The sequence below is a fragment of the Oryzihumus sp. genome (assembly GCF_036391795.1).
GTDB lineage: Bacteria > Actinomycetota > Actinomycetes > Actinomycetales > Dermatophilaceae > Oryzihumus.
Map to the genome: position 1 here is coordinate 1 of NZ_DASVZH010000180.1, position 22,169 is coordinate 22,169.

21 protein-coding genes and 1 pseudogene are annotated in these 22,169 nt (G+C 72.5%); 8 read left to right on the plus strand and 14 right to left on the minus strand.

All coding sequences use genetic code 11. The annotated features are described in order from the left end of the window. Positions 1-375 precede the first annotated feature (375 nt). The 6 genes from VF825_RS10670 to VF825_RS10695 form a co-directional block, all read right to left on the minus strand. Positions 376-948, minus strand: a complete 573-nt coding sequence (locus tag VF825_RS10670) for a GNAT family protein (RefSeq protein ID WP_331113021.1) — start codon at positions 946-948, stop codon at positions 376-378. A gap of 64 nt (positions 949-1,012) precedes the next feature. Continuing rightward, positions 1,013-1,393: a YciI family protein gene (locus VF825_RS10675; protein ID WP_331113023.1), complete on the minus strand. Its 381-nt coding sequence runs from the start codon at positions 1,391-1,393 to the stop codon at positions 1,013-1,015. A gap of 221 nt (positions 1,394-1,614) precedes the next feature. Beyond that, entirely contained in the window at positions 1,615-2,175 is a 561-nt protein-coding gene (locus VF825_RS10680) for an NYN domain-containing protein (protein ID WP_331113025.1), read from the minus strand. A 97-nt stretch (positions 2,176-2,272) separates the two neighbouring features. Continuing rightward, a complete protein-coding gene (locus tag VF825_RS10685) occupies positions 2,273-2,752 on the minus strand; it encodes a nitroreductase/quinone reductase family protein (RefSeq protein WP_331113027.1) in 480 nt (159 codons plus the stop codon). A 62-nt stretch (positions 2,753-2,814) separates the two neighbouring features. After that, a complete protein-coding gene (locus VF825_RS10690) occupies positions 2,815-3,495 on the minus strand; it encodes a DUF4386 domain-containing protein (RefSeq protein ID WP_331113029.1) in 681 nt (226 codons plus the stop codon). Positions 3,496-3,639: 144 nt separating this feature from the next. Further along, a complete protein-coding gene (locus VF825_RS10695; RefSeq protein ID WP_331113031.1) occupies positions 3,640-4,155 on the minus strand; it encodes a DinB family protein in 516 nt (171 codons plus the stop codon). Positions 4,156-4,257: 102 nt separating this feature from the next. Here VF825_RS10695 and VF825_RS10700 point away from each other — a divergent pair, with 102 nt between their 5' ends. The 5 genes from VF825_RS10700 to VF825_RS10720 all read left to right on the plus strand — a co-directional run bounded on the left by VF825_RS10700 (position 4,258) and on the right by VF825_RS10720 (position 7,261). Next, positions 4,258-5,070: an inositol monophosphatase family protein gene (locus VF825_RS10700; protein WP_331113033.1), complete on the plus strand. Its 813-nt coding sequence runs from the start codon at positions 4,258-4,260 to the stop codon at positions 5,068-5,070. Positions 5,071-5,140: 70 nt separating this feature from the next. After that, complete coding sequence (locus VF825_RS10705) at positions 5,141-5,500, plus strand: VOC family protein (protein WP_331113035.1); 360 nt, start codon at positions 5,141-5,143, stop codon at positions 5,498-5,500. 3 nt (positions 5,501-5,503) lie between these two features. Then, positions 5,504-6,106, plus strand: a complete 603-nt coding sequence (locus VF825_RS10710) for a class I SAM-dependent methyltransferase (RefSeq protein WP_331113038.1) — start codon at positions 5,504-5,506, stop codon at positions 6,104-6,106. A 168-nt stretch (positions 6,107-6,274) separates the two neighbouring features. Next, positions 6,275-6,694: a hypothetical protein gene (locus VF825_RS10715; RefSeq protein ID WP_331113040.1), complete on the plus strand. Its 420-nt coding sequence runs from the start codon at positions 6,275-6,277 to the stop codon at positions 6,692-6,694. Positions 6,695-6,775: 81 nt separating this feature from the next. After that, the gene (locus VF825_RS10720) at positions 6,776-7,261 is read left to right on the plus strand and encodes a VOC family protein (RefSeq protein ID WP_331113042.1); all 486 of its coding nucleotides are present in this window, start codon (positions 6,776-6,778) and stop codon (positions 7,259-7,261) included. Between the two features lie 95 nt (positions 7,262-7,356). Here VF825_RS10720 and VF825_RS10725 read toward each other — a convergent pair whose 3' ends face one another. The 7 genes from VF825_RS10725 to VF825_RS10755 form a co-directional block, all read right to left on the minus strand. Further along, positions 7,357-10,221: a hypothetical protein gene (locus tag VF825_RS10725; protein WP_331113044.1), complete on the minus strand. Its 2,865-nt coding sequence runs from the start codon at positions 10,219-10,221 to the stop codon at positions 7,357-7,359. A 161-nt stretch (positions 10,222-10,382) separates the two neighbouring features. Beyond that, complete coding sequence (locus VF825_RS10730) at positions 10,383-12,323, minus strand: DUF6541 family protein (protein WP_331113046.1); 1,941 nt, start codon at positions 12,321-12,323, stop codon at positions 10,383-10,385. Continuing rightward, entirely contained in the window at positions 12,320-13,054 is a 735-nt protein-coding gene (locus VF825_RS10735; RefSeq protein WP_331113048.1) for an ABC transporter ATP-binding protein, read from the minus strand. The genes VF825_RS10730 and VF825_RS10735 overlap by 4 nt, the downstream gene beginning before the upstream one ends. Further along, on the minus strand, positions 13,054-13,917 hold the full coding sequence (locus VF825_RS10740; RefSeq protein WP_331113050.1) for an ABC transporter permease: 864 nt from the start codon (positions 13,915-13,917) through the stop codon (positions 13,054-13,056). The genes VF825_RS10735 and VF825_RS10740 overlap by 1 nt, the downstream gene beginning before the upstream one ends. After that, positions 13,914-15,893: a glycosyltransferase gene (locus VF825_RS10745; RefSeq protein ID WP_331113052.1), complete on the minus strand. Its 1,980-nt coding sequence runs from the start codon at positions 15,891-15,893 to the stop codon at positions 13,914-13,916. Before VF825_RS10745 ends, VF825_RS10740 begins: the two co-directional genes overlap by 4 nt. Continuing rightward, complete coding sequence (gene glf, locus VF825_RS10750) at positions 15,890-17,074, minus strand: UDP-galactopyranose mutase (protein ID WP_331113054.1); 1,185 nt, start codon at positions 17,072-17,074, stop codon at positions 15,890-15,892. The genes VF825_RS10745 and glf overlap by 4 nt, the downstream gene beginning before the upstream one ends. Then, entirely contained in the window at positions 17,071-17,973 is a 903-nt protein-coding gene (locus VF825_RS10755; protein WP_331113056.1) for a glycosyltransferase, read from the minus strand. The genes glf and VF825_RS10755 overlap by 4 nt, the downstream gene beginning before the upstream one ends. A 290-nt stretch (positions 17,974-18,263) precedes the next feature. Here VF825_RS10755 and VF825_RS10760 point away from each other — a divergent pair, with 290 nt between their 5' ends. The 3 genes from VF825_RS10760 (at position 18,264) to VF825_RS10770 (ending at position 21,139) form a co-directional block, all read left to right on the plus strand. Continuing rightward, positions 18,264-19,238, plus strand: a complete 975-nt coding sequence (locus VF825_RS10760) for a glycosyltransferase (protein ID WP_331113058.1) — start codon at positions 18,264-18,266, stop codon at positions 19,236-19,238. 85 nt (positions 19,239-19,323) lie between these two features. After that, positions 19,324-19,749 carry a YciI family protein gene (locus VF825_RS10765; RefSeq protein ID WP_331113060.1) on the plus strand — a complete coding sequence of 142 codons (426 nt, stop codon included), beginning with the start codon at positions 19,324-19,326 and terminating at the stop codon, positions 19,747-19,749. 124 nt (positions 19,750-19,873) lie between these two features. Next, a complete protein-coding gene (locus VF825_RS10770) occupies positions 19,874-21,139 on the plus strand; it encodes an RNA polymerase sigma factor (protein WP_331113062.1) in 1,266 nt (421 codons plus the stop codon). Positions 21,140-21,211: 72 nt separating this feature from the next. Here the strand turns inward: VF825_RS10770 and VF825_RS10775 are convergent. Then, positions 21,212-22,169 (minus strand): annotated as a pseudogene (locus VF825_RS10775) (hypothetical protein); the annotation flags it as partial.

Genomic DNA, 22,169 nt, shown 5'->3' on the forward strand with positions numbered 1-22,169 from the left:
AGCCTTGAGGACGTCGGCGCGCAAGAACGCGAAGATGTCGACATAGGCGAACACGAACAGCATCATGATCCACAAAGCGCACAGGACGATCCTGACGTCGACACGGGTGTCCTGGTACTGCCTCGTCGTTGTGGCGCTCACAGGGTGCCCCTCTGGGTTGACTTTCGGGTCAGGCTGAGTCCATGTCGGCGTACACGTGGCTCACCCCCGCCCCGCCAGACTCACGTCTCAGCCGCCCGGCCAACAGGGCACTTCGGCCTCCTCGGGCGGACCGAACGGCGCCTGACGGGATCTGATCCTCGTGGCCCGGACCAGCCGCCTCAGGCGTCCGGGCGTGGCCGAGGACGCGACGACGTCTCGCGAGGGAGCCGGGACTCAGCGGACGGGAGCCGGCTCGGACGGCGGCCGCCAGTCTCGCCTGATCAGCCCGTAGACCCACGAGTCAGAGACCTCCCCGTTCACGACGCAGTCTTCCCGCAACGTCCCTTCACGCACGAACCCGAGCTTCTCCAGCACGCGGGCAGATGCCACGTTGCGCGTATCGGTCTCCGCCTGGACGCGATTCAGGTCCAGCGTGTCGAATGCCCACCGCAGCAAGGCGCGGGCGGCCTCCGTCGCGTAGCCGTGCCCCCACGCTGCATCGTCGTAGCAGTAGCCCAGCGACGCGCTCCGGTAGTCCGGATTCCACCGGTTCAGGCTGCACCAGCCGATGAACGCCCCGTCGGAGACTCGATCCACGGCCAGCCGCGCCCCGGTGCCTCCCTCTGCCATCTGCCGGCAAGCCGTGATGAACCGCTCGGCGCGCACGCGTTCGCTCCACGGCGGCGCGTCCCAGTAGCGCAGCACGTACCCGCTGCTGTGCAGCGCGAAGAGGCCGTCCGCATCGGCGTCGTCGAAGGGCCGCAGTCGAAGGCGAGCGGTATGCAGCGTGGGGGTGGGCAACGACATGCGCGTCAGCTCCGTCCGTGATCGGTTGGCGATCAATGAGACAACCGGGCCGCCCCTCGCGCGCTCACTTCTCCCGAGCGTCGCTACGCCGGGTATGCCCGGGGCCCCGGAACCGGTGGACCTCCTGCGGCCAGTCGAGCACGGTCGCGAGCCTGCCGGCCCAATACCGCGCCGCCTCGTCGTCGGGCACGTCGACGACGCAGAAGCCGCCGAGGTGCTCCTTGGTCTCGACGTACGGGCCGTCGGTGAAGACGGGCTTGCCGTCAACAGCCTCGACACTGCAGACAGCGGTGGACCGGTCGAGCCCGCCGTTGGTGAAGATCAGGACATCGTCGGCCTGCATCTCCTCCAGCACGGCCCGGGCGGCCGTGCCCTTCTCGCGCAGCTCCTCCGCCGTGTGCTCGGGCACCCACTCGTCGTTGAAGGTGATCAGGTACTCGGTCATGGTCGTCTCCTCTCAGTCCCGCACGAGGGCCATTCCCGACTCCTCGTGTCCCGCGGCCGGCAGGCCGCCCGCACATCAGTTCCACGAACGGCAACGCCTTGATACGACACCTCCCAGGGAACTCCTTCTCAAGGCTGCCCCGGCGCGGCGGCTCAAGCCTGGCGCGGCGCGGCGGCTGAGGGCAGCCTTGACGACCGGGGGACTCCGCCCCGTCCCCGTGGCTACAGGAACTCGGCCGGGTCGAACTCGTCGATGGGGATGATGCGGACGCGTGGCAGCTGGTCGTTGAACGCATGCACGTCGTACTCGAGGTCGTAGGACTCGAGCCCCCGCTCGGCCAGGTTGACGAAACCCTGGTTGCGGAACTCGACGAACCCGACCACGCCGACCCGCCGACCGTCGAGGAGGTCCCCCACCTGGTCGACGAAGTCTCCGTCATTGCTCACGAGGAGCACGTCCGCGTCGCGGCGACGGAGCTCGGCGAGGGTTCGCTGGATCGCGATGTCGACGACCTTCTCGCCGGCGCCGCCGGAGAGCGCGACCGGTCGGTAGCCGATCGCCAGCAGGGCCTGGACGAACGCCATCGGAAGATCGTTGTTGGCGGCGAGGAAGAACAGCCCGCTCGCCGGCTGTCCCCAGCGCTCGCGTGCGAACTGCAGCAGACGCTCCCACCGTGGGCGCTCGTCAGGGCGGGGGCGCCGTCCCAGGATGGAGTTCCCGAGCGTGGCGTCGATGTTCTCCCCGTCGACGAGGACGTATGTGGTGCGCGGTGCCTCGTCCATGGGATGAGACTAGGGGGTGGCCTCCGTCCGGTGCCTGGCGAACCGGGCAGGCCGCCGCTGGCCCACGGGTCGCGGGGGCGTGGCGGGTGACAGAGCCTCAGTGCTCGGCGCGGTCCGGCAATGGCTCGAGGACCACGACGGCGGTCTCGGTCGAGCGCAACGCCGCGTAGGCGTCGAGGTTCTTGTCGATGGTGGACCACCTCGCCCACAGGCGCGCCCGCTCCGCTCCTTCGGCGGCGTGGGCCCTGACCATGCCGGCAGCGCCGGCCAGCTCGACCCGCGCCTCGGGGTGCTCCTGGAGGTTCAGCCACCACGACGGCTCCCCGTCGGCCCACCCGTTCATGGCCATGGTGACCATGCGTGGTCCGTCCTGGACGTAGCCGAGCATCACGCTGCGTGGCTCACCCGTGCGACGCCCGGTCGTCGTGAGCCGCAGCGTGCCCCACGTGTTGCCCCTTGGACGCCACAGGCCGACGCGTCCCCGGGTGAGGCGAAACAGCCCGCGGTGCACCCGCCAGGCCAGCCGGACGAACCAGCGGGGAGGCAGCCGCGGCTGCGCATCGCGCCCCTGTGGCATGGTCCCCATCTCATCGCCGCCTTCCCTCGCCTACCGCCGTGAACCCCTCCGGCCCAGACCGGTCACCGCCGCACTCCCCCGCTCGCACGGGCGCCGCCTGCATCGAACCCCCTGACGATCAGCCACACCGCCAACACCATCTCGTTGACCGCGATCGGCGCCGCCAGCACGGCCTGCCACGCCCCCGGGAGCTGGAGCCCGTAGACCTCCAGCACCCCGCGCAGCAGGATCAGGGCGGCGGCCAGGAGCCCCCAGAGCGACAGCCATGCCGGCACCAGGGCGGCCCGGAACAACAGGCTGTACAGGATCAGGCCGCCCACACCGAGCAGCACCTGGGACCCGACGAGGTAGCTCCACTCGCGGACGGCGAGCACCAGCCCGGGTGCCCGCGCTGCGGCGCCGCCCGCCGGAGTCCCCGGTCCCGATGCGAGGAAGACCAGGGCAGCGGCCGCGGCCACCATCAGGAACACCGCCTCGAGGGTCCGCACGCCCGCGTAGGCCAGGGCCAGGCCCTCGTCGCGACGCCGCAGGACGGGGAAGAGGAGCGCGCCGATACCGAGCACCGAGAGCGCCAGCACCAGCTCCAGGAGGACCCCGGTCACCACGCGGCCATGGTCGGCGGCCACGGCGCCCAGCGCCCCCGGCTCCGCGATGGCCAGCACCAGCGAGCCGCCGACGATCGCCGTGACGGTGCCGACGATGAAGAGCACGCCCACGGTCCGGGCGATGACCCGGTCGCTCACCGCGGTCGCTCCTTCGCCAGGGCCGCACCGCTCTCGACCACGAGGTGCATTGCGGTCCCCCTCCTCGTGGCTGCCCGGACCACTTCAGGCTGGCGACGACGCGGGCTCACAGGCAGGGGCCAAGGTCCCCGAGGACCAGCGCGCCTACGTGTCCGTCGTGCCGTCGATGCACTCCCGCAGCAGGTCGGCGTGTCCGCTGTGCTGGGCGTACTCCTCGATCATGTGCACCACCACGGCCCGCACCGACATCGTGCCCATCTTCGACTCGATGGTGTCCTCGTACGACGCCCCGGCCAGCACCTCCTCGGCCAGGCGGCACTCCTGCAGCAGCCGCTCGTAGTCGGCCTGCGCCAGCGCCGGGTCGAGGTCCTCGAAGTCGGCGTCCTTGCCCAGGACCGGGTCGTACATCGGCTCCAGCTGCTGGCCGGCGATGAGCTCGCGGAACCACTTGCGCTCCACCTTGGCCATGTGGCGCACCAGGCCGAGCAGCGACAGGTTCGACGGCGGGACCGAGCGCAGTGCCAGCTGCTCACCGGTCAGGCCCGCGCACTTGTGTTGCAGCAGAGCGCGATGCCAGGCCAGGAAGCCTTCGAGCATCGGCCGGTCCTCGCCGGTGAGCGGGCCGTCGGGCAGGGTCACCTCGGGAGCAGTCCACGTCATGGCGCGATCATCACACCACCGGTATGCCGCGTGGCGGGTTATGCGCCTCGCGTCACCCCCGGATCCCCGCCGGACGAGCCCCCGCCCCCTAGGGTCTGCTCCGTGAACCCCTCCGACGCCGAGCTCGCCATCGCCGCCGCCACCGCGGGCGCCGCCGTGGTGCGGTCGATGTACGGCCGGCCCCTGGCGCGCATCGACAAGTCCCCCAGCGACTTCGCCACCGAGGCCGACCTGGCCTCCGAGGCCGCGATCCTGGACCTGCTGCGCGCCCACCGCCCGGGGGACGCCCTGCTCGGTGAGGAGACCGGCGCCAGCGGCTGGCTCTCCTCCGACCGCACCTGGCTGGTCGACCCGCTCTGCGGCACGCTCAACTTCGCCGCGCAGACCCCGCTCGCCGCGGTCAACGTGGCGCTGCGCCACGGCGCTCGCGTCGAGGCAGCTGCATCCGCAGATCCCGTAGCGGCAGAAGTGTTCTGGACCGACGGCGAAGCGGCCTGGGTCCGCAGGGACGACACGGACGAGCGCCTCACCCCGTCGGCGAGATCCCGGCTGGTCGACCTCAACATCGACGCCCCGCAGCCGGACTTCGTTGACCCACAAGCGATTCGGCTCCTGACCGACCCCGGCTTCGTCGCGGCGTTCCGCCCACGGGTGCTCTCCTCCACGGTCGCCGTCGCTTGGGTCGCGGCAGGGCGCCGGGCGGCGTACGTCACCGCTGGCGACCTGCGCGACAGCGTGCATTTCGCCAGCGGCATCGCCCTGTGCCAGGCCGCCGGTTGCGTGGTCACCGGGCTGTACGGCGACCCGCTGCACACCGGCCGCCGCGGGCTCATCGCGGCAGCCGACGCCGAGACCCACGCCGCGGTCCTCGCAGCCGTCGCCCGACAGGCGCTGCCGGACACGCCGGGCGCCTGAACCAGTCGGGTTGGTGGGTGGCGCGGGATACGGTCCGAACGACCACATCCCGTGAGCACGAGGAGCCTCCATGGCCGTCTCCGTCGGCACCGCCTTCCTGCCCGTCCGCGACCCCGAGGCTGCGGCGCCGTGGTACGAGAAGGCGCTGGGGCTCGTCGCCACCGACGTGAACCAGTGGTCGGCCCAGCTGCGCCGACCCGGCGCCGAGAGCACCGCGCTGACCCTCATGGGCCCGTTGAGTGGCATCAAGGCCGAGCCGGGCCTGCCGTTCGCGACGTGCAACTTCGTCGCGGACGACCTCGAGGACCTGCGTGGCCGGCTCGACGCCGAGGGCCTGGCACCGTCACTCCTCGACGGGTCGCCGGACACGTGCCTGTTCTTCACCGTCAGCGACCCCGACGGCAACCTGCTGCTGGTCGTCGACCGCTGACCCGTGAGCGCGGAAACGCCCCGGGACGGCCGGCACTGGTCGGCATACAACGACGCCCAGGCCGGCCGGCCGCCACGGCCGTTGTGCCGTCAGGTCCTCGCCCACGCCGGCGCGGGCGACGGGCGACTCGCCGTCGACCTGGGCTGCGGCAGCGGGATCGAGACCGCGGCGATGGTCGAGGCGGGGTGGCGGGTCTTCGCCACCGACGCCGACCCGGCGGCCCCCACCCGGGTGGCGAGCCTCGTCGGTCCGGAGGCGCCGGTCGAGGTCGTGGTCGCCGGCTTCGAGCAGGTCCAGCTGCCTCGGGCCGACCTCGTGTACGCCGGGTACGCCCTGCCGTTCGTCCCGCCGTCGCACTTCGCCGACGTCTGGAGGAAGGTCCGGGAGGCGCTGCGGCCCGGCGGCTGGCTCGCGGTCGACCTGCTCGGCGACCGGGACAGCTGGGCCGGCCAACGGTCCATGACCTTCCTGGACCGGGAGTCCCTCGACGACCTGCTCCACGGTCTGGAGGTGGTCGCCCTCGAGGAGGAGGACGAGGACGGCCGGTCGTTCAGCGGGCCCAAGCACTGGCACGTCTTCCATGTCATCGCCCGCCGGCCACGCTGAGCCCAGCGGGTCGACGTCGGCCTCACGCGCCGGCAGCGGTCAGCCGGACCAGCGCCCGGTGCGCGGCCTGACGGACCCGGGACACCGGGTCCTCCCGGAGTGATCCCCCAGATCGACCGCGCCGGCATGACGCCACCATGGCAGACCTGCCGGGCCTACTCTGCCGATGTGGCCACGGTGGACATCGACGACGACGACCTCCGCCGCTTCGTCGTGCACCACTACCGCTACGACCCCGAGCGCCACGAGCGCCGGCACGTGCTCGTCGGGGCGTTCGACGACGCGGCCGAGGCCCGGGCCTGCTTCGACCGGGTCCGCGCGGACCTCGAGCGGCGCCGGGAGACCGATCCCGGCTTCGACCGCCGCGAGCACGTCAGCAGCCGGACCCTGGAGCCCGGGGACCGTCGCCGGGACGCGAACTCACGGCTGCTGCGCCGCACGATCCGGCACGGCGTGACACCCGGCGACTGGGCGGACGACCTCGAGCTGCCTTCGAGCACCTGGCTGATGCGTTTCGGTCGGGACCCGGGCCGGCGCGCGACGGCGATGCTGCGCTGGCGCCTGCGCCGGTGGCGCGAAGGCCGATGAGCGTCGGCCCCGCCCGGCGTTGTACCGGGTGCAGCATGGAACCGGATGGACCGGTCCCGACGCACGAGAGGACCACCCGTCATGCGACAGAGGATCACCCCCAACCTGTGGTTCGACACCCAGGCCGAGGAGGCCGCCGCCTTCTACGTCTCTGTGTTCAAGAACTCCCGGGTCGTCTCGGTCAGCCACTACACCGACGCCGGGCCACGCCCCGCGGGGATGGTGCTGGCCGTGGAGTTCGAGCTGGACGGCCAGCGGTTCGTCGGGATCAACGGCGGCCCGGAGTTCACCTTCGACGAGGCGGTCTCGCTGCAGGTGAGCTGCGAGGACCAAGCCGAGGTCGACTACTACTGGGAACGGCTGTCCGACGGTGGCGAGGAGGGGCCGTGCGGCTGGCTCAAGGACCGGTTCGGGCTCTCCTGGCAGGTCGTGCCGACCGAGCTGGAGGAGCTCATCCGCGACGGTGACCCGGCCCGCGCACAACGGGCCATGCGGGCGCTGCTGGGCATGCGCAAGCTCGACGTCGCCGCCCTCCGCGCCGCCGCCGACGCGAGCCCGTCGAGCTGAGCACCGGCCGTAACCGTTGCGAGACAGGCGCGCTCAGTCCTGCGCTGCGGCGTGCAGCACCTCCACGCGCACGGTGTGCCCGGGGACCAGCGAGGTCACTTCCCGATGACGAGGCCGTCGAAGAAGGCCACCTTGCCCGAGGACACGGCCGTGAGCTTGACCTGACCCCATCGGTACGTCGAGGACGCCGGCAGCCAGCGGACGGTCCGGTAGGCCTTGGTGGCGCTGTAACCGCTGACCACGCCGAGCTTGATGTTCCCCTGCCACACCTCGAGGGACCCGCAGGTCGGGCAGGTGGTCATCACCACACCGATGCGTCGCGCGCTGACGTTCGCGGACTGGCGGAACTCGCCGTAGTGCAACGGGCTGATGTCGCCATAGGCATACGCCCGGGAGTAGAGCGGGGACGACCGGTAGGAGCCACCCGACACGAAGTTGTCGTCGAGCACGGCCGAGGTGCACCGCTCGGCGCTCCACGGGCCGACGTTGCCGGCAGCGTCGGTCGCCCGCACGGAAAGGCAGTAGGAGTAGCCCTGCTGGAAGGTGAAGGGGGTCGACGTGTCATCGGTCAGGATCAGGGCCAGCTGACGGCTCCACGGGCTGGTCGGGAAGGCGTAGCGGTAGCGCACCTCGTAGCTCGCGATGCCGACCCCACCCCCGTCGCTGCCGGTCCAGGAGACCTGTCCCGGGAAACCGACCCAGTCCCACCCCAGGGACTGCGTGTACACCGGGGGTGTCGAGGTCATCGCCGCCGTCGGCGCCGTCGTGTCCACCGTCCAGACGACAGTCGCCGGCAGGCTGGTGTGCCCGGCGGGATCGGCCACCGTCATCGTCAGGGTGTGCCTGCCCTGGCCGAGCGCAGGGCTGGTGAACCCGGTGACCGCGCAGGGCTTGGCGGCGGCGCCGTCAACCGAGCAGGTGGCCGTCAGTGCCTGGACCGGGTCGTCGGCGTCACCGACCGTCGTGGCGATCGTCACCGTTCCCCGGGTGACCGGGGTCTGGCCGTCATTGGGGTTCGCGTCCCGGGCCTCCACCATCAGCGTTGGCGCCGGCGCCAACGCCGCGACCCGCGTGTGGGCCACCGGCCCGTCCAGCTCGACCGGCAGCGCCACGCTCGGCGAGCCCGCGAGGCTGGCACCGTTCAGCAGCAAGGTCATTGTCCGGGCGATGGATCCGGTCAGCGCGCTGCACCCGGCGCCGCCGACGCCCACGACCAGCGACCCCGCGCCCGGCTCGTACGAAGGAACGCCCAGGGCGCAGCCCGCGGGGTTCCACAGGACCTTTGGAGCAGTGGCCCCTGCCGGGAGCACCTGGAGCTCGTCCGTCCCGGCGGAGGCGCCGGGCTCGCGCCAGACCACGTCTCCCAGCCTGTTGACGTCGGCAGCCGTCGCTGCTGCGCTGCCCGGGAGCGACGTCGCGGCGCCGGTTGCGATGGTGACCCAGCGCAGGCCGGACGGCGTCCCCCCGAGCACGAGCAGTCGCGCGCCGTCGGGCGACCAGGCCTGAACCTGGCCCGTCGTCGCGAGCACCGTGGTGCGCGCCGGGGTGACGCCCAGGTCGAGCACGGCGATGCCGTCGGCGGTCGTGGACAGAGCGGCCCTGTGGCCGTCCGGGCTGAGCACCGCACGGTGGAACGTCCCCGCCGGGACAGCAGAGGTGTCCACGACCTCGCGGCTCTGGCCGCGCAGGTCGGTGAGCCACAGGGCGTCCGGGCCACCGTTGGCGTCATGCAGGGTCAGGAGCAGGTGGCGGCGGTCCGGCGAGGCCTCGACGCCGGTGATCGTGGCCCCGGGCGGCAGGTCGCCGGTGTCCAGCAGCCGCACGACGGAGGCGTCGCTGTTCGTCGCCCCTCCGACCAGCGCCCCGGCGGACGTGCCGAGCAGGGCCGACGTGGAGCTGTCGGCTGCGATCCATGGCGTCAGGACGGATCGGCGCCCGGAGGTCGTCACCAGACGCACCGACCAACCGGTGTTGGTGTAGGGACTGCTTCGCTGAGGGTCGCCATGCCATGACCGGGCCGCCGTGCTTCCCAACGGGACCTGGACGGTGACGCCGTTGGACGTCTTGAACAGCTCGTAGCCGGTCACAGGGTCGTCCTGCGGGCTCTGGCCCGGGCTCCAGTCCAGGCCCACGTCGGTCGTCGTGCGCCCGGCCACCTTCAGGGTCGGCGGCACCAGGTCCGGGGCCAGGCTGAGCGAGCCGAGGGCCGAGGCGGCGGGGATGTTGTCCGCCGTCACGCCGGCGCCCACGACCGGGCGGACGGTGTGCGCCGTCAGGGTGTCGTAGGTCAGGCTGAGCGTGCAGGTGGCGTCCGGGCCGAGCACCAGGTCCCTGGCGCAGGTGCCGCCCAGCGATCCGCCGGTCGGCGGGGTGGCGAAACCGCTCAGCGTGACGGGACCGGTGCCGGTGTTGCTCACGGTCCAGTCCCCGGTCCACGACGGACCCACCTCGCTGGAGGCAGCCGGCGGCGGCGTCACTGCCAGCCGCGGGTAGGGCACGGCGCTGTGCCAGCGCCAGACGAAGCTCGACCCCGTGCCGCAGGTGCGGGTGACCTCGGCCGCGATCTGCTGGAGCGTGCCGTCGTCGGCGTAGCGCAGCTCGTGCACCACGATGGTCCCGGTGACGGACGCATACGTGCTGCCGCAGGTGCCGGCCGGGTCCACGTAGACCTGACCCGCCGTCGGCTTGTTGGACAGGGTGTACGTGCCGACGTCGGGGATCCGCCCGATGGACAGGCCGGCCACCGAGGTGAGCCCCCCGCGTTGCGCCGGCGCGGGGTCCGCCGACACCGCAGTGACCGAGGAGCTGGCAGAACTCGTTGCGCTGCCCCAGAACAGCAGGTCCACCGCGCCCGGCGGCGGGATCCACGGGTCGGCGAGCGCCGGGCTCGCGACGGTGCCGGACAGGACCAGGACGGGCACGGCCAGGACGGCGGCCCACAGACGACGGACGCGACGCACGCGAACCACGCTTCCCCCACCGACGTTGAGCGCGCCCCGTGCGCGCCGAGCGCAGCCTAGGGGCAGGGCACCCCGCGACGAAGGCGTTTGCAGAGACCTGCAAACGCCTTCGTCGGTCCCGGCCGGTCACCCACCGGGACGGTCGTGTGCGCCCGGTCGGGTCAGAGGCCGCAGGCCGTGATCCGGTACAACGTCAGCCGTCCTCCGCTGGCCACGGGCTGGAAGCCCGGAGCCCCCGCCACGTGCATTCCGGGATACCAGGGTTGCCGGTAGTCGGTGACCCAGAACGCGCTGGGGCCGTCCAGGACGTAGCCCACATGGAGCCGCCGTGCGGCCGAGCACACCGCCGGGTCCTTGCTGGCGTCGACGAGCTTCCTGGCGAGCAGGAGCCCGTCCGTGCCCCAGTGCCCGATCATGTGCGGGTAGAGCACCTGGCGGTGGCTCAACGCCTCGCCGAGGGCCGACCCGTTCCACGGGCTGCCGGCGACGACGCTGCCGGCCGGCACAAGGGAGTCCAGGCGCCGCAGCAGGCCCTGCTCCTGGGGCCCGGCAAGCACGTCCTGGGAGGGGTAGTACCACGTTGCCAGCTCGTGCGCGTTGTCCTTGACGGACAGGCCCTGGCTCAGCAGCACGACGGCGACCAGGGCGAGCACCGCCCGGTGCGCGTGGTTCCACGGGATCGAGCGCACCCGTCCGGCCTGGTCCACGAGCCAGTCCAGGCCGAGGACGGCCAGCGGCACCCCGGTCACCGGGATCAGCGCCCCGAGGCGGAACGCGTCGTTGTACCAGGGGCCGGTGAGCATCTGTGAGATCGGTGCGTCGCTGCCCGCCGCGAGGACGAACAGGCCGGCAGTGACCAGGTGGCAGGCGCCCAGCCACCACACCCGGGACCGGATGCTGGTGACCAGGCCGATGAGGACCAGCCCGGCGAGGACGGCTGCGACCGGGACGGCGCAGGGAGCCGACAGCAGCCACTCCCCCACCGCCTGCGGGATCGACTCCCGGCGCGGCCAGTTGGTGCCGCGGGTGGCGGCGAAGACCGGCGACCAGATCACCAGCCAGAGCACCACGAGCACGTAGCCGACGACGACGCCCCACACCAGTCGAGCCCGTCCGTCGTTCGCGACCCGCCGGTCACCGAGGAGGCGCCGTGCGGCGGCAGGGGCAAGGACGACCCCCCACGCCAGCAGGGCGACGACGACGTTGGGGTGCGCCAGCACCAGTCCCGGCAACGCGGCCAGCGTGACGAGCCCGGCGCGGCGGCGTCCGAGCAGGTCCTCCCGGGCCAGCCCAGCCAGCGAGACCAGCGCAGCGAGGCAGGCCGGCAGCAGGGCGGTGCCCAGCGCGTTCGGCCAGACGGTGCCGTAGGACATGAGCATGTACGGCGCCGCCGCGAACCCCGGCGCGAGGACCCCTGCGGCGACCAGCAGGAAGGGCCGGCTGCCGAGGACCTGCCGGGCCAGCAGGACGCAGCCCGAGACCCAGACGAGGGCTGCGGTGGCGACCGAGACCGCGTTGGCGGCGGTCGGCGGGGCGACGTTGCTGATCTCGCCCACGAGCGCGGTGACCGCATGCCAGGCGGCCGGGTAGAAGACGTGCGCCTGCTGCGGCGTGCTCACCCGCCCGAGGTCCAGGCTGGAGGCATCACCCGTGGTCATCGCGTAGCGCACCGCGTTGAGGTGGAACACCGCGTCGAACGTCTGCGCGACCGCATCCGGACGGCGCAGGCCCACCATGACCGAAGCGGAGGCGAAGCCCGCCCCCACCGCGCCACCGGTCAGGGCCAGCAGCCGCGTCGGTGCCCGGTCCGAGCCCGGCGCCGTGCCCTGCAGGCGCCGCAGCAGCACGTCCAGGCCGAAGGCGATCGCCGCGAGCACCGCCGTGACGAGGAGGACGAGCGGCACCCCCCACCGCATCCCGACGAACGGGCCCAGCACCGCACCCACGGCAGCGATGGTCACCGACAGCGGCGCGGCCAGCCCCCAGGCGGGTATGCCGCGCAGCCCGGCGGCGTAGGCCGTGGCCAGCCCGGGGAGCAGGAGGACACCGGCCGCCGCCAGCAGCGCCGGCCAGGCGGGGGCCCAGGCAGCCAGCGAGGTCACGCCGGGGCCTTCAGGTAGCGCACGGCTTCGGCCACGTCCCCGTCATGGATCATCTTTCCCTGCTGGAGCACCACCCCTCGGTCGCACAGACGCTCCACGAGGTCGAGGTCGTGGCTGACGACCACCAGCGTGCGGCCCTCGGCGGACAGCCGCTCGATGCGCTCCAGGCATCGGCGGCGGAACTGCTCGTCACCGACGGCGAGGATCTCGTCGACGAGGAAGACGTCGGGTTCGGTGTGCACCGCGACCGCGAACGCCAGCCGCAGGAACATCCCCGAGGAGTAGAACCGCACCTGGGTGTCGAGGAACTGGCCGATGTCGGCAAAGTCCACGATGTCGTCGAACCGCGCGCGGATCTGCGCCTCGTCCATGCCGAGGATCGAGGCGTTGAGGAAGACGTTCTCCCGCCCGGTCAGGTCCGGGTGCAGCCCGGCGCCGACCTCGAGCAGCCCGGCCACCCGGCCGCGCAGCCGGACGCGACCCTCGTCCGGGGTCATGACACCGGCCATCAGCTTCAGGAGGGTGGACTTGCCCGACCCGTTGCGGCCGAGCAGGGCCATCGTCTGCCCCTGAGGCACGACGAGGTCCACGCTGTCGAGAGCGCAGAAGTCGTTGTGCCGCGCCTTGCCCTGCACAGCCCAGACCAGGCTCTCCTTGAGCGAGTGGGTGTGCCGCAGGCGGAAACGCTTGGTCACACCGTCGACTTCGACGGCGGTTGGTCGCGTGCTCATCACAGCTCCTGGGCAAAACGCCCCGACAGGCGGCGGAACACCACCTGGCCGATGGCGATCAGAACCACGGTCATGCCAAATGCCATCAAAGTCTGCCCCATCAGGCCGGGAGGTGTGGCCCCGGCATTGCTGCCGGTCGCCCACGTGCCACGGTGGACCAGCTCCACCGCCACCGTCAGGGGGTTGGCCTGGTACAGGGCCAGCCAGGGCGAGCCGGGGCCGAAGACCTCTGCCACGCGCTGCCACGGGTACAGCACGGGCGAGACCCAGATGAGCACCATCAGCACGAGGTCCACCACGTTCTCCACGTCCCGGAAGGCGACGTTGAGCGCACCCAGGAGCAGCCCCAGTCCCAGGGCGAGCAGCAGGACCAGCAACAAGCCCGCGACCAGTGCCGCGAGTCCCACAGGGTCAGGGCGCCACCCGGTCAGCAGGGAGCCGACCAGGAGCACACCCACCTGCGGGAGCAGGTGCACCACGGCGACGAAGATGCTCGCCACGGGGAACAGCTCGCGCGGCAGCCAGATCTTCTTGACCAGGTCGGCGTTGGCGACCACCGAACGCGCGGCGTTCCCGACCGCTTCGCTGAAGGTGTTGACCACCACGAGGCCGCCGAAGAGGTAGACCGGGTAGTTCCCGATGGCACGCTGCTTGAGGATGATCCCCATGCCGATGAAGTACACGAAGAACTGCACCGCGGGCTTGACGTAGGACCAGCCCAGGCCCAGGACGGAGGCCCGGTAACGCACCCGGAGCTCCTTGCGCACGAGCAGGCTGAGCAGGAACCGGCGCCGGAAGACCTCCAGCAAGCCGCCGCCCCAGCCTTGGACTGTGAGCGGCGGCTCCTCTTGGACTGCCGTCATGAACCCGAGCCTCCGGGGCCCTCGAGGGTCTTGCGCCAGGCGTCCTCGCCGGCCAGCTCGGCCAGCGCGGCCTGGTAGCGCCGGGCCAGCGACGGCCACTCGCGCAGCAGCCGCTGGTGGGTGGCCAGGGCCTCCCGCACGGCGATCCGCGTGGCCGCCCGGTCCCGCCGGTGCCACGAGACACCGGTGCCGTCAGTCGTCGAGACCAGCGCCGAGTCGAGCCGGGACAGCGTCCACCAGCCGGCGTCCACCGCCGGGACGATCCGCTCCGGGTGGTCGTTCGCGGCTGCGGGGACGGGCTTGAGCTGCCGGGCGAGACCGGCTGCCGCCGTGGCCATGGTTGCCAGCGTAGACCCAGGCTTGCGGGTCACCACGTCCCGCTTGCGCGGTCGCGGGCTGTGCACCGGGGCGAACTCCTCGGGGTCGGGCTTGACCACCGCGTCGGTGAAGCCGGAGCGCATGGCGCGGACCACGCCGAGCTTGGTCGGGAGCTGCTCGTGCAGGTGCTCCGGCCCGGCGAGGACGTCCAGCAGCGCCTGCTGGCGCAGCCGCGCCGCGGAGTACTGCATGGCCATCAGGTGCTTGAGCTGGATGGCCAGGCTCTCCCGGACCATGCGTCCGCCGTGCTCGAACTGGGAGTGCAGCAGGGCGGCGACGAACCGGTTGCGGGCGTGGAAGTAGGCCTGCCAGTCGACGCTGTCGTCCTTGTCGGTCCACGGGACGTGCCAGACGGCGGCACCGGGCAGGGACACGGTCGGGAACCCGTGGGCGGCCGCGCGCAGGCCGTACTCCGCGTCGTCCCACTTGATGAACAGCGGCAGCGACAGCCCGACCTCGCGCAGCACGGCGGTGGGGATCAGGCACATCCACCAGCCGTTGTAGTCCACGTCCACGCGCCGGTGCAGCCACGGCGTCGAGCGCAGGTTGGCCCGCGAGAGGTCGTGGTCGTGCTCGGTCGGCGCCGCCGGGGCCCAGCGGAACTGCCAGGGCAGGACGACCTCGGCGAAGGCGTGCAGCACCGAGCGCTCGTGCATGCTGAACATGTGGCCGCCGACGATGGTGGGCCGTCGGGCGAAGTCGGCGAACGCCACAGCGCGGGCGATGCCCTCGGGCTCGCAGACGACGTCGTCGTCCAGGAGCAGCACGTGGTCGCTGCGCCCGCCGTCCAGCGTCTCCATCATGGCGCGGGAGAAGCCCCCCGAGCCGCCCAGGTTGGCCTGCTCGATGATCCGCAGACGGTCACCGAGCGCCTTGTGCACCGCGGCGAAGCCCTCGTCGTCGCGGACGTTCTGGGTGCCCTGGTCGATGACGAGGACCTCGTCGACGACCCCGCGCAGCTCCTCGGCCTCGCCGAGCTGGCCCAGCAGCGCGGTGCAGTAAGAGGGCCGGTTGAAGGTGGTGATCCCGACCGTGACGGTCGAGGCGGGCCGGCCCGCCTCGGGCACGAGCCACTGGGCCTCCTCCAGCCGCAGATCCTCCTGGCCGGCGACCAGGTCGAACCAGTACCAGCCGCCGTCGCCGAACGCCTTCAGCGGCAGCTCGATGAGGTGCTCGGCCGAGCCCTCCAGCTGGCGCGAGGCCACGCGGGCGACCGCCCCCCGCGCGGAGGAGCGGTAGACCAGGAGGGTGCCCGTCCCCTGCGTCCGCACGCGCAGGGTGACCGACTCCGCGACCGTCCAGCGCCGCCAGTACGCGGCCGGGAACGCGTTGAAGTACGTCGCGAACGAGGTCCGCTGGCCGGCGCCGACCCGGTAGGAGTAGCGGCCCAGGACCTGGTCGGGCTGCTGCGTCGGCGCGGACGGGGCCAGCACGGTGGTGCCGTGCTCGCTCTCGACCGGCACAGGCACGTGCTCGCCGTCGACGTAGAGCGGCAGGACGTCGAGGTCGCCCTCGGTGGGCAGCACGACGCGGGCGACCACCCGCAGGTCGGCCGCCCCCGCGCGGTCGGTCGGGGAGAGCTGGTCGGCGGCGCTCATCGGGCCACCTCCACCATCGTCGAGCGGCCCCGCAAGAGGTCGTCGAGGTCGTTGTCGGCCAGGCGCAGCGCCGAGGCGATGGCCATGTGCATGTCGAGGTACTGGTAGGACCCGAGCCGGCCGCCGAAGACGACCTGGTGGTCGTCGCGCTCGGCCTGGGCGAGCTCGCGGTAGCCGAGCAGCCGGGTCCGGTCCTCGGGGGTGTTCACCGGGTAGTACGGCTCGTCGCCGGCACCGGCGAAGCGGGAGCGCTCCCGCACGATCACCGTCTTGTCGGACGGGTAGTCGCGCTCGGGGTGGAAGTGGCGGAACTCCAGGATGCGCGTGAAGTCCACGTCGTCGTCGGCGTAGTTCATCACCGGGGCGCCCTGGAAGTCCCCGACCGGCAGGACCTCCTGCTCGAAGTCGAGCGTGCGCCAGCCGAGCGGGCCGTGCACGTCGCCGAAGTAGCGGTCCAGCGGACCGGTGTAGACCACCGGCACCTGGCCGAGCACGGCGTCGCGGGACAGCTCGTGGCCCTCCTCGAGGAAGTCGACGCCGAGGCGCACGTCCACCTTGGGGTGGTCGGCCATCCGGCTCAGCCACGCGGCATACCCGTCCGTGGGCAGGCCCTCCCAGGTGTCGTTGAAGTAGCGGTTGTCGTAGGTGAGCCGGACCGGCAGCCGGCTGATCACCTCGGCGGGCAGGTCCCTCGGGTCGGTCTGCCACTGCTTGGCGGTGTAGCCCTTGATGAACGCCTCGTACAGCGGGCGGCCGATCAGCGAGATCGCCTTCTCCTCGAGGTTGGCGGGCTCGCCGGTGAGCTCGGCGGCCTGCTCGGCGACCAGCGCGGCGGCCTCGGCGGGGCCGAGGTTGGCGCGGAAGAACTGGTTGACCGTGCCGAGGTTGATCGGCAGCGGGAACACCTCGCCGCCGTGCACGGTCCACACGCGGTGCTGGTAGGAGGTGAACGAGGTGAAGCGGTTGACGTAGTCCCACACCCGCTCGTTGGACGTGTGGAACAGGTGCGCGCCGTAGCGGTGCACCTCGATGCCCGTGTCGGGGTCGATGTCACTCCACGCGTTGCCGCCGACGTGGTCGCGCCGGTCGACGACGACGACGTCCAGCCCACGGTCGGCGGCGCGCTCGGCCACGGTCAGCCCGAACAGCCCCGACCCGACGACGACGAGGTCAGCCCTCATCGACGAGCCCCCCGTCGGTGCAGCAGTCGGTGATGCGTGACGGGCAGTGATTCCACTGATGTTGATCCCTCCGATGGGGTCGTGAAGGTACGGCGGTACAGGGCGCGGCGGATGCCCACCGGGATGACCCGGTAGCCGCCGCGGACGGTGAGGTTGCGCAGCATCTGGCTGGTCGTGGTGAAGCCCTCGGCGCGCAGCCGGCGCTGGAGGGCGACCTCGGAGCGCAGCAGCCGCAGGCCACCGCGGCGCTGGTAGGAGCCGCTGTCCACGCGATACTGCACCAGAGCATCGGGCACGTTGGCAACCTTGGCCCCGGCGTCGATCATCCGGGTGAACAGCCAGTAGTCCTCCAGGAGCGGCAGCTCGCGGTAGCCGCCGGCCTCGAGCACCGCAGACCGCCGGTAGACCACGCTGGGGTGGTTGAACGGGCTGCGCAGCCGGGCGGCGCGGGCGATCTCCTCGGGGTCCTGCGGCGGGACGCGCAAGGTCCCGAAGCTGCCGTCCGGGTCGCTGTCGGAGAACTCGACCAGGGCCGACCCGACCAGGTCGGCACCCGCCTCGATGAGCGGCAGCTGCACCGCGAACCGGTGCGGCAGGCTGACGTCGTCGGCGTCCATGCGCGCGATGACCTCGTACTGGCACGCGGACAGGCCGCACTGCAGCGCCTGGGCCAGGCCCACGTTGTGGCTCAGCCGCAGCCGGCGCACGGGCACCGGGCTCTCCGCCTCCAGGCGCTCGAGGGCGCTGGCCAGGCCGGGCGTGACCTTGCCGTCCTGCACGATGACGACCTCGGCCGGCGGCCGGAGCTGCTCCTGGACGGTGCTCCGGAACGCCCGCTCGACGTGCGACGGGTCGTCGCCCCCGTAAACGGGCAGCAGCAATGAGAAGGGAGTGCTCACGAGTATGAAGGTAGGAGCGCTTCTTGAGAGTTAGGTGAACGAAACATGACAGAGTCTGAACTGCACATTTCACTTCGGGGAAGGCATCCTGTGAGACCGCTCGTGCGGCTGAGCAGGGGGCCCGCAGCCCCGTCAGATCCGTCAGGCACCCCAAGAGTAAGGCCGCGACACCGTCGTCACGTGGTCGGCCGTGAGGACCGTCACGCCCTGACCGCGGCGGCCACCTCGCGGGTCTCCGCCGTTCACCTGCGTGTCAGGTTTCCCTCAGAGACCGCTCCTACGTTGGCGTGGTGAGCATCAGGGACCCCAAGGTCGTCTGCGTCATCGTCACCAAGGACCGGCCCGAGCTGCTGCGCCGGTGCCTGCACGAGGTGGCGCACCAGACCCGCCCGCCGGACCACCTCGTCGTGGTCGACAACGGCGCGGACCCCGTCGTCGAGGCGGTCGTCCGCGACGCCGGTATGCCGTGCACCTACCTGCCGTCCACGGCCAACCTCGGCGGTGCAGGCGGGTTCGCCTACGGCGTCCTGCACGCGCGCGCCCTCGGCGCGGACTGGGTCTGGATGGCCGACGACGACGGCCGCCCCGCCGACCGGTGGGTCCTGGGCCGCCTGTTGGTCACGGCCGCCGAGCACGACCTCGAGGTCGTGTCCCCCCTGGTGCTCGACGAGGAGGACCCGGAGCAGCTGGCCTTCCCGCTGCGTCGCGGACTGACCTGGCTGCGCCGGCGCGCCCAGCTGGGCACGGACGTCTTCCTGCCCGGCGTCGCGAACCTGTTCAACGGCGCCTTGTTCTCCCGGGCCGCCCTCGAGGGGGTGGGGGTGCCCGACCCGCGACTGTTCGTGCGCGGCGACGAGGTCGAGGTGCACCGGCGGCTCAAGCGCAGCGGCCTGCGCTTCGGCACCTGCGCCGCCGCGGCGTACCTGCACCCTCAGGGTCGCGACGACTGGGCCCCGTTGCTCGGCGGACGGCTCTCCGTGCTCGTACCGCGCGACCCGGCCCGCCGTGACCTGACCTTCCGGAACCTGGGCTACCTCACCGCCCAGCCCGGCCTGCGCTGGCGGCGGGTGCCGGACGCCGCGCGCTACGCCTGGTACTACCTCGCCGTCCACCATGACCTGCGCGGGTTCGCCCACTGGCGCCGGATGAACCTGGCCGGGCGGCACGAGCACTTCAGCTCGCCGAGCGCGCCCGGGCCGCTGGCGGTGGCCGGGCACACGGGGACGGACCCCGCCAAAACTCATTCCACGGAGTTGTCGATCTGACGTGTGCCCGCGCGACGCGTTGGTGGAGGCTGGCTCACGAGGGGCCCAGCCCGCACCGATGACGGACGAAGGAAGAGGCACGGACATGCGTTTCATGGTGATGGTCAAGGCCAACGCGGCCACCGAGGCGGGCACGCTGCCCACGCAGGAGCAGCTGGCCGAGATGGGCGCGTTCAACGAGGAGCTCGTCAAGGCCGGGGTCATGCTCGCCGGTGAGGGCCTGCAGGACAGCTCCAAGGGCGCCCGCGTCCGCTTCGGCGAGGGCCGCAGCACGACGGTGGTCGACGGCCCGTTCGCCGAGGCCAAGGAGCTCATCGCCGGCTTCTGGCTGTGGCAGGTCTCCTCCCGCGAGGAGGCCATCGAGTGGGTGCGCCGGGCACCGTTCCTGCCCGGCGACGAGATCGAGGTCCGCCAGGTCTTCGAGGCCGAGGACTTCGGCGACGAGTTCACCCCCGAGCTGCGCGAGCAGGAGGAGCGCCTGCGCGAGCAGGTCGCGAGCCAGCAGCACTGAGCCCGACAGGGCAACGCGCGGGGCGGGCCACCCGGGCCGCCCCGTCGCTGTGCCCAGGCCCGTTATCCGTCCTTTCCGCGACGCCTCCTTGCGCAAGGGCGGCGGCGCTTGTGGGATGGGCCGTGTGACGGGGACGGTGAGCGCGCACCGGGCGGTGGAGGCGGTCTGGCGGATCGAGTCCGCGCGCCTGGTCGCCGGGCTGGCGCACCTGACCCGCGACGTCGGCCTGGCCGAGGAGCTGGCCCAGGAGGCCCTGCTCGCAGCGCTGGAGCAGTGGCCCTCGGAGGGCGTCCCGCGCAACCCCGGCGCGTGGCTGATGGCCGTCGGCAAGCGCCGTGCCATCGACACCTTCCGCAGGCAGGAGCGCCGGGACCGCAAGCACGCCGAGCTCGGCCGCGACCTGGAGCGACGCGCGAGGGGGGACGATCCCGCCCTTGCGGCCGTGGTCGAGGACCACATCGAGGATGACCTGCTGCGCCTCGTCTTCACCGCCTGTCACCCGGAGCTGTCCACCGAGGCCCGGGTCGCACTGGCGCTGAAGGTGCTGTGCGGGCTCTCGACCGAGGAGATCGCCCGAGCCTTCCTCGTGCCGGAGCCGACCATGGCCCAGCGGGTCGTGCGCGCCAAGCGCACCCTCGCCGCCAAGGCCGTGCCGTTCGAGGTGCCCCCGGCGCACGAGCGCCCGGCGCGGCTGGCCTCGGTGCTGGAGGTGGTCTACCTCGTCTTCAACGAGGGCTACTCGGCCACTGCCGGTGAGGACTGGCTGCGCCCCGAGCTGTGCGCCGAGGCCATGCGGCTCGGGCGGGTCCTGGCCGGGCTGATGCCGGGTGAGCCCGAGGTCCACGGTCTCGTCGCGCTCATGGAGCTGCAGGCCTCGCGCACCCGCACGCGCACCGCTGCCGACGGCACCCCGGTGCTCCTGCTCGACCAGGACCGCGGCCGCTGGGACCACCTGCTCGTGCGCCGCGGCCTCTCCGGGCTGGAGCGCGCCGAGGCACTCTCCGGCGGCGCGCCCGGCCCCTACACGCTGCAGGCGGGCATCGCCGCCTGCCACGCCCGCGCCCGCACCGCCGACCAGACCGACTGGGAGCGGATCGCTGCCCTGTATGCCGTGCTGGCAACCGTGCAGCCCTCACCGGTGGTCGAGCTCAACCGCGCCGTGGCGGTGTCGATGGCCGACGGGCCGGCCCCGGCGCTGGAGCTCGTGGACGCCCTGGCGGCCAGCGGCACGCTGGGCCGCTACCACCTGCTGCCCGCGGTCCGCGCGGACCTGCTCGTGCGGCTGGGGCGGCCCGCGGAGGCCCGTGTCGAGCTCGAGCGCGCGGCGGAGCTCACCCGCAACGAGCGGGAGCGCACCCTGCTGCTCCGCCGGGCGGCCGCCTGCGGCTGACCGCAGGTCACCCCTGCGGCCGGGCCGCGTCAGGCCAGGTCAGTGCGTGCGGGCCGTCAGGGCGTGCGGCCGTCAGTGCGTGCCGACCGACTCGGCGACCTTGGCGGCCGCGTCGCGCAGCGCCGGGTCGCTGTCCGAGGAGGACCCGTCGAGGTAGCCGGCCTCGGCGACCCCCACGATCTGGTCGGCCTGGACGGAGGCGTAGCCCGAGGGCGGCATCCGGCTCGGGCCGCCGGGGAAGCGCTTGCCCTCGCGCAGCAGGTCGTTGACGTTGCCCGTGCCGTCGCCGTCGAGGACGGACTTGATCCGCGCCGCGTCGTCCGGGGAGGACATCTCGATGCGGGAGACGACGAAGAGGACCTTGCGGCCGTTGACGGTGCCGGTGCCGACGGAGCGCGTGGCCTTGACGCACGGCACCTGCCGGAAGGTCTCCTTGACCTTGCCCCGGGAGTGCGCAGCGCAGTCGGTGACGGTGTCGCTGAGGCGGACCTGGAAGCCGGCCGGAGCCGCCTGGCCCGCGCCGGCGGAGGAACCCGCGGACGTGCTCTGGCCGGCACCCGACCCGCCACCACCGGTGAACGCCCACACCAGAAGGGCGATGACGGCGACGACGCCCGCCACGATGGCCCAGCTGGGCACGGGCAGGCCCCGTCGCTGCGGGGTCTCCGGTCCGGCCGGCGCCGGGGAGAAGGCCGGCTGCTCGAACGCCGTGGTGGGCGCGGCGGCGGCCGGCAGGGGGACCTGGGCGGTCGCGTCGTAGTCCAGCGGGGCCACGGGAGTCGACTCGGGCACCCCGCTGCTGGCGTAGCGGACCGCCTGCGTGGGCCCCGCCCCGACAGGGGACATCGCCTGCGTCGCCCCGGCGGCGGCACCGCCCGCACCGCCGGCACCGACGACCGGAGCAATGGCCTGGGTCGCCGCGGCATCGAGCGGAGCGTGCGGGCGGTGCTGGGCCACCGGCTGCCAGGCCTGGGTCGCGTCGGGGTCGGCCGCCGGGGCAGGCCACGCCTGCGTCGCCTCACCGGCCGGG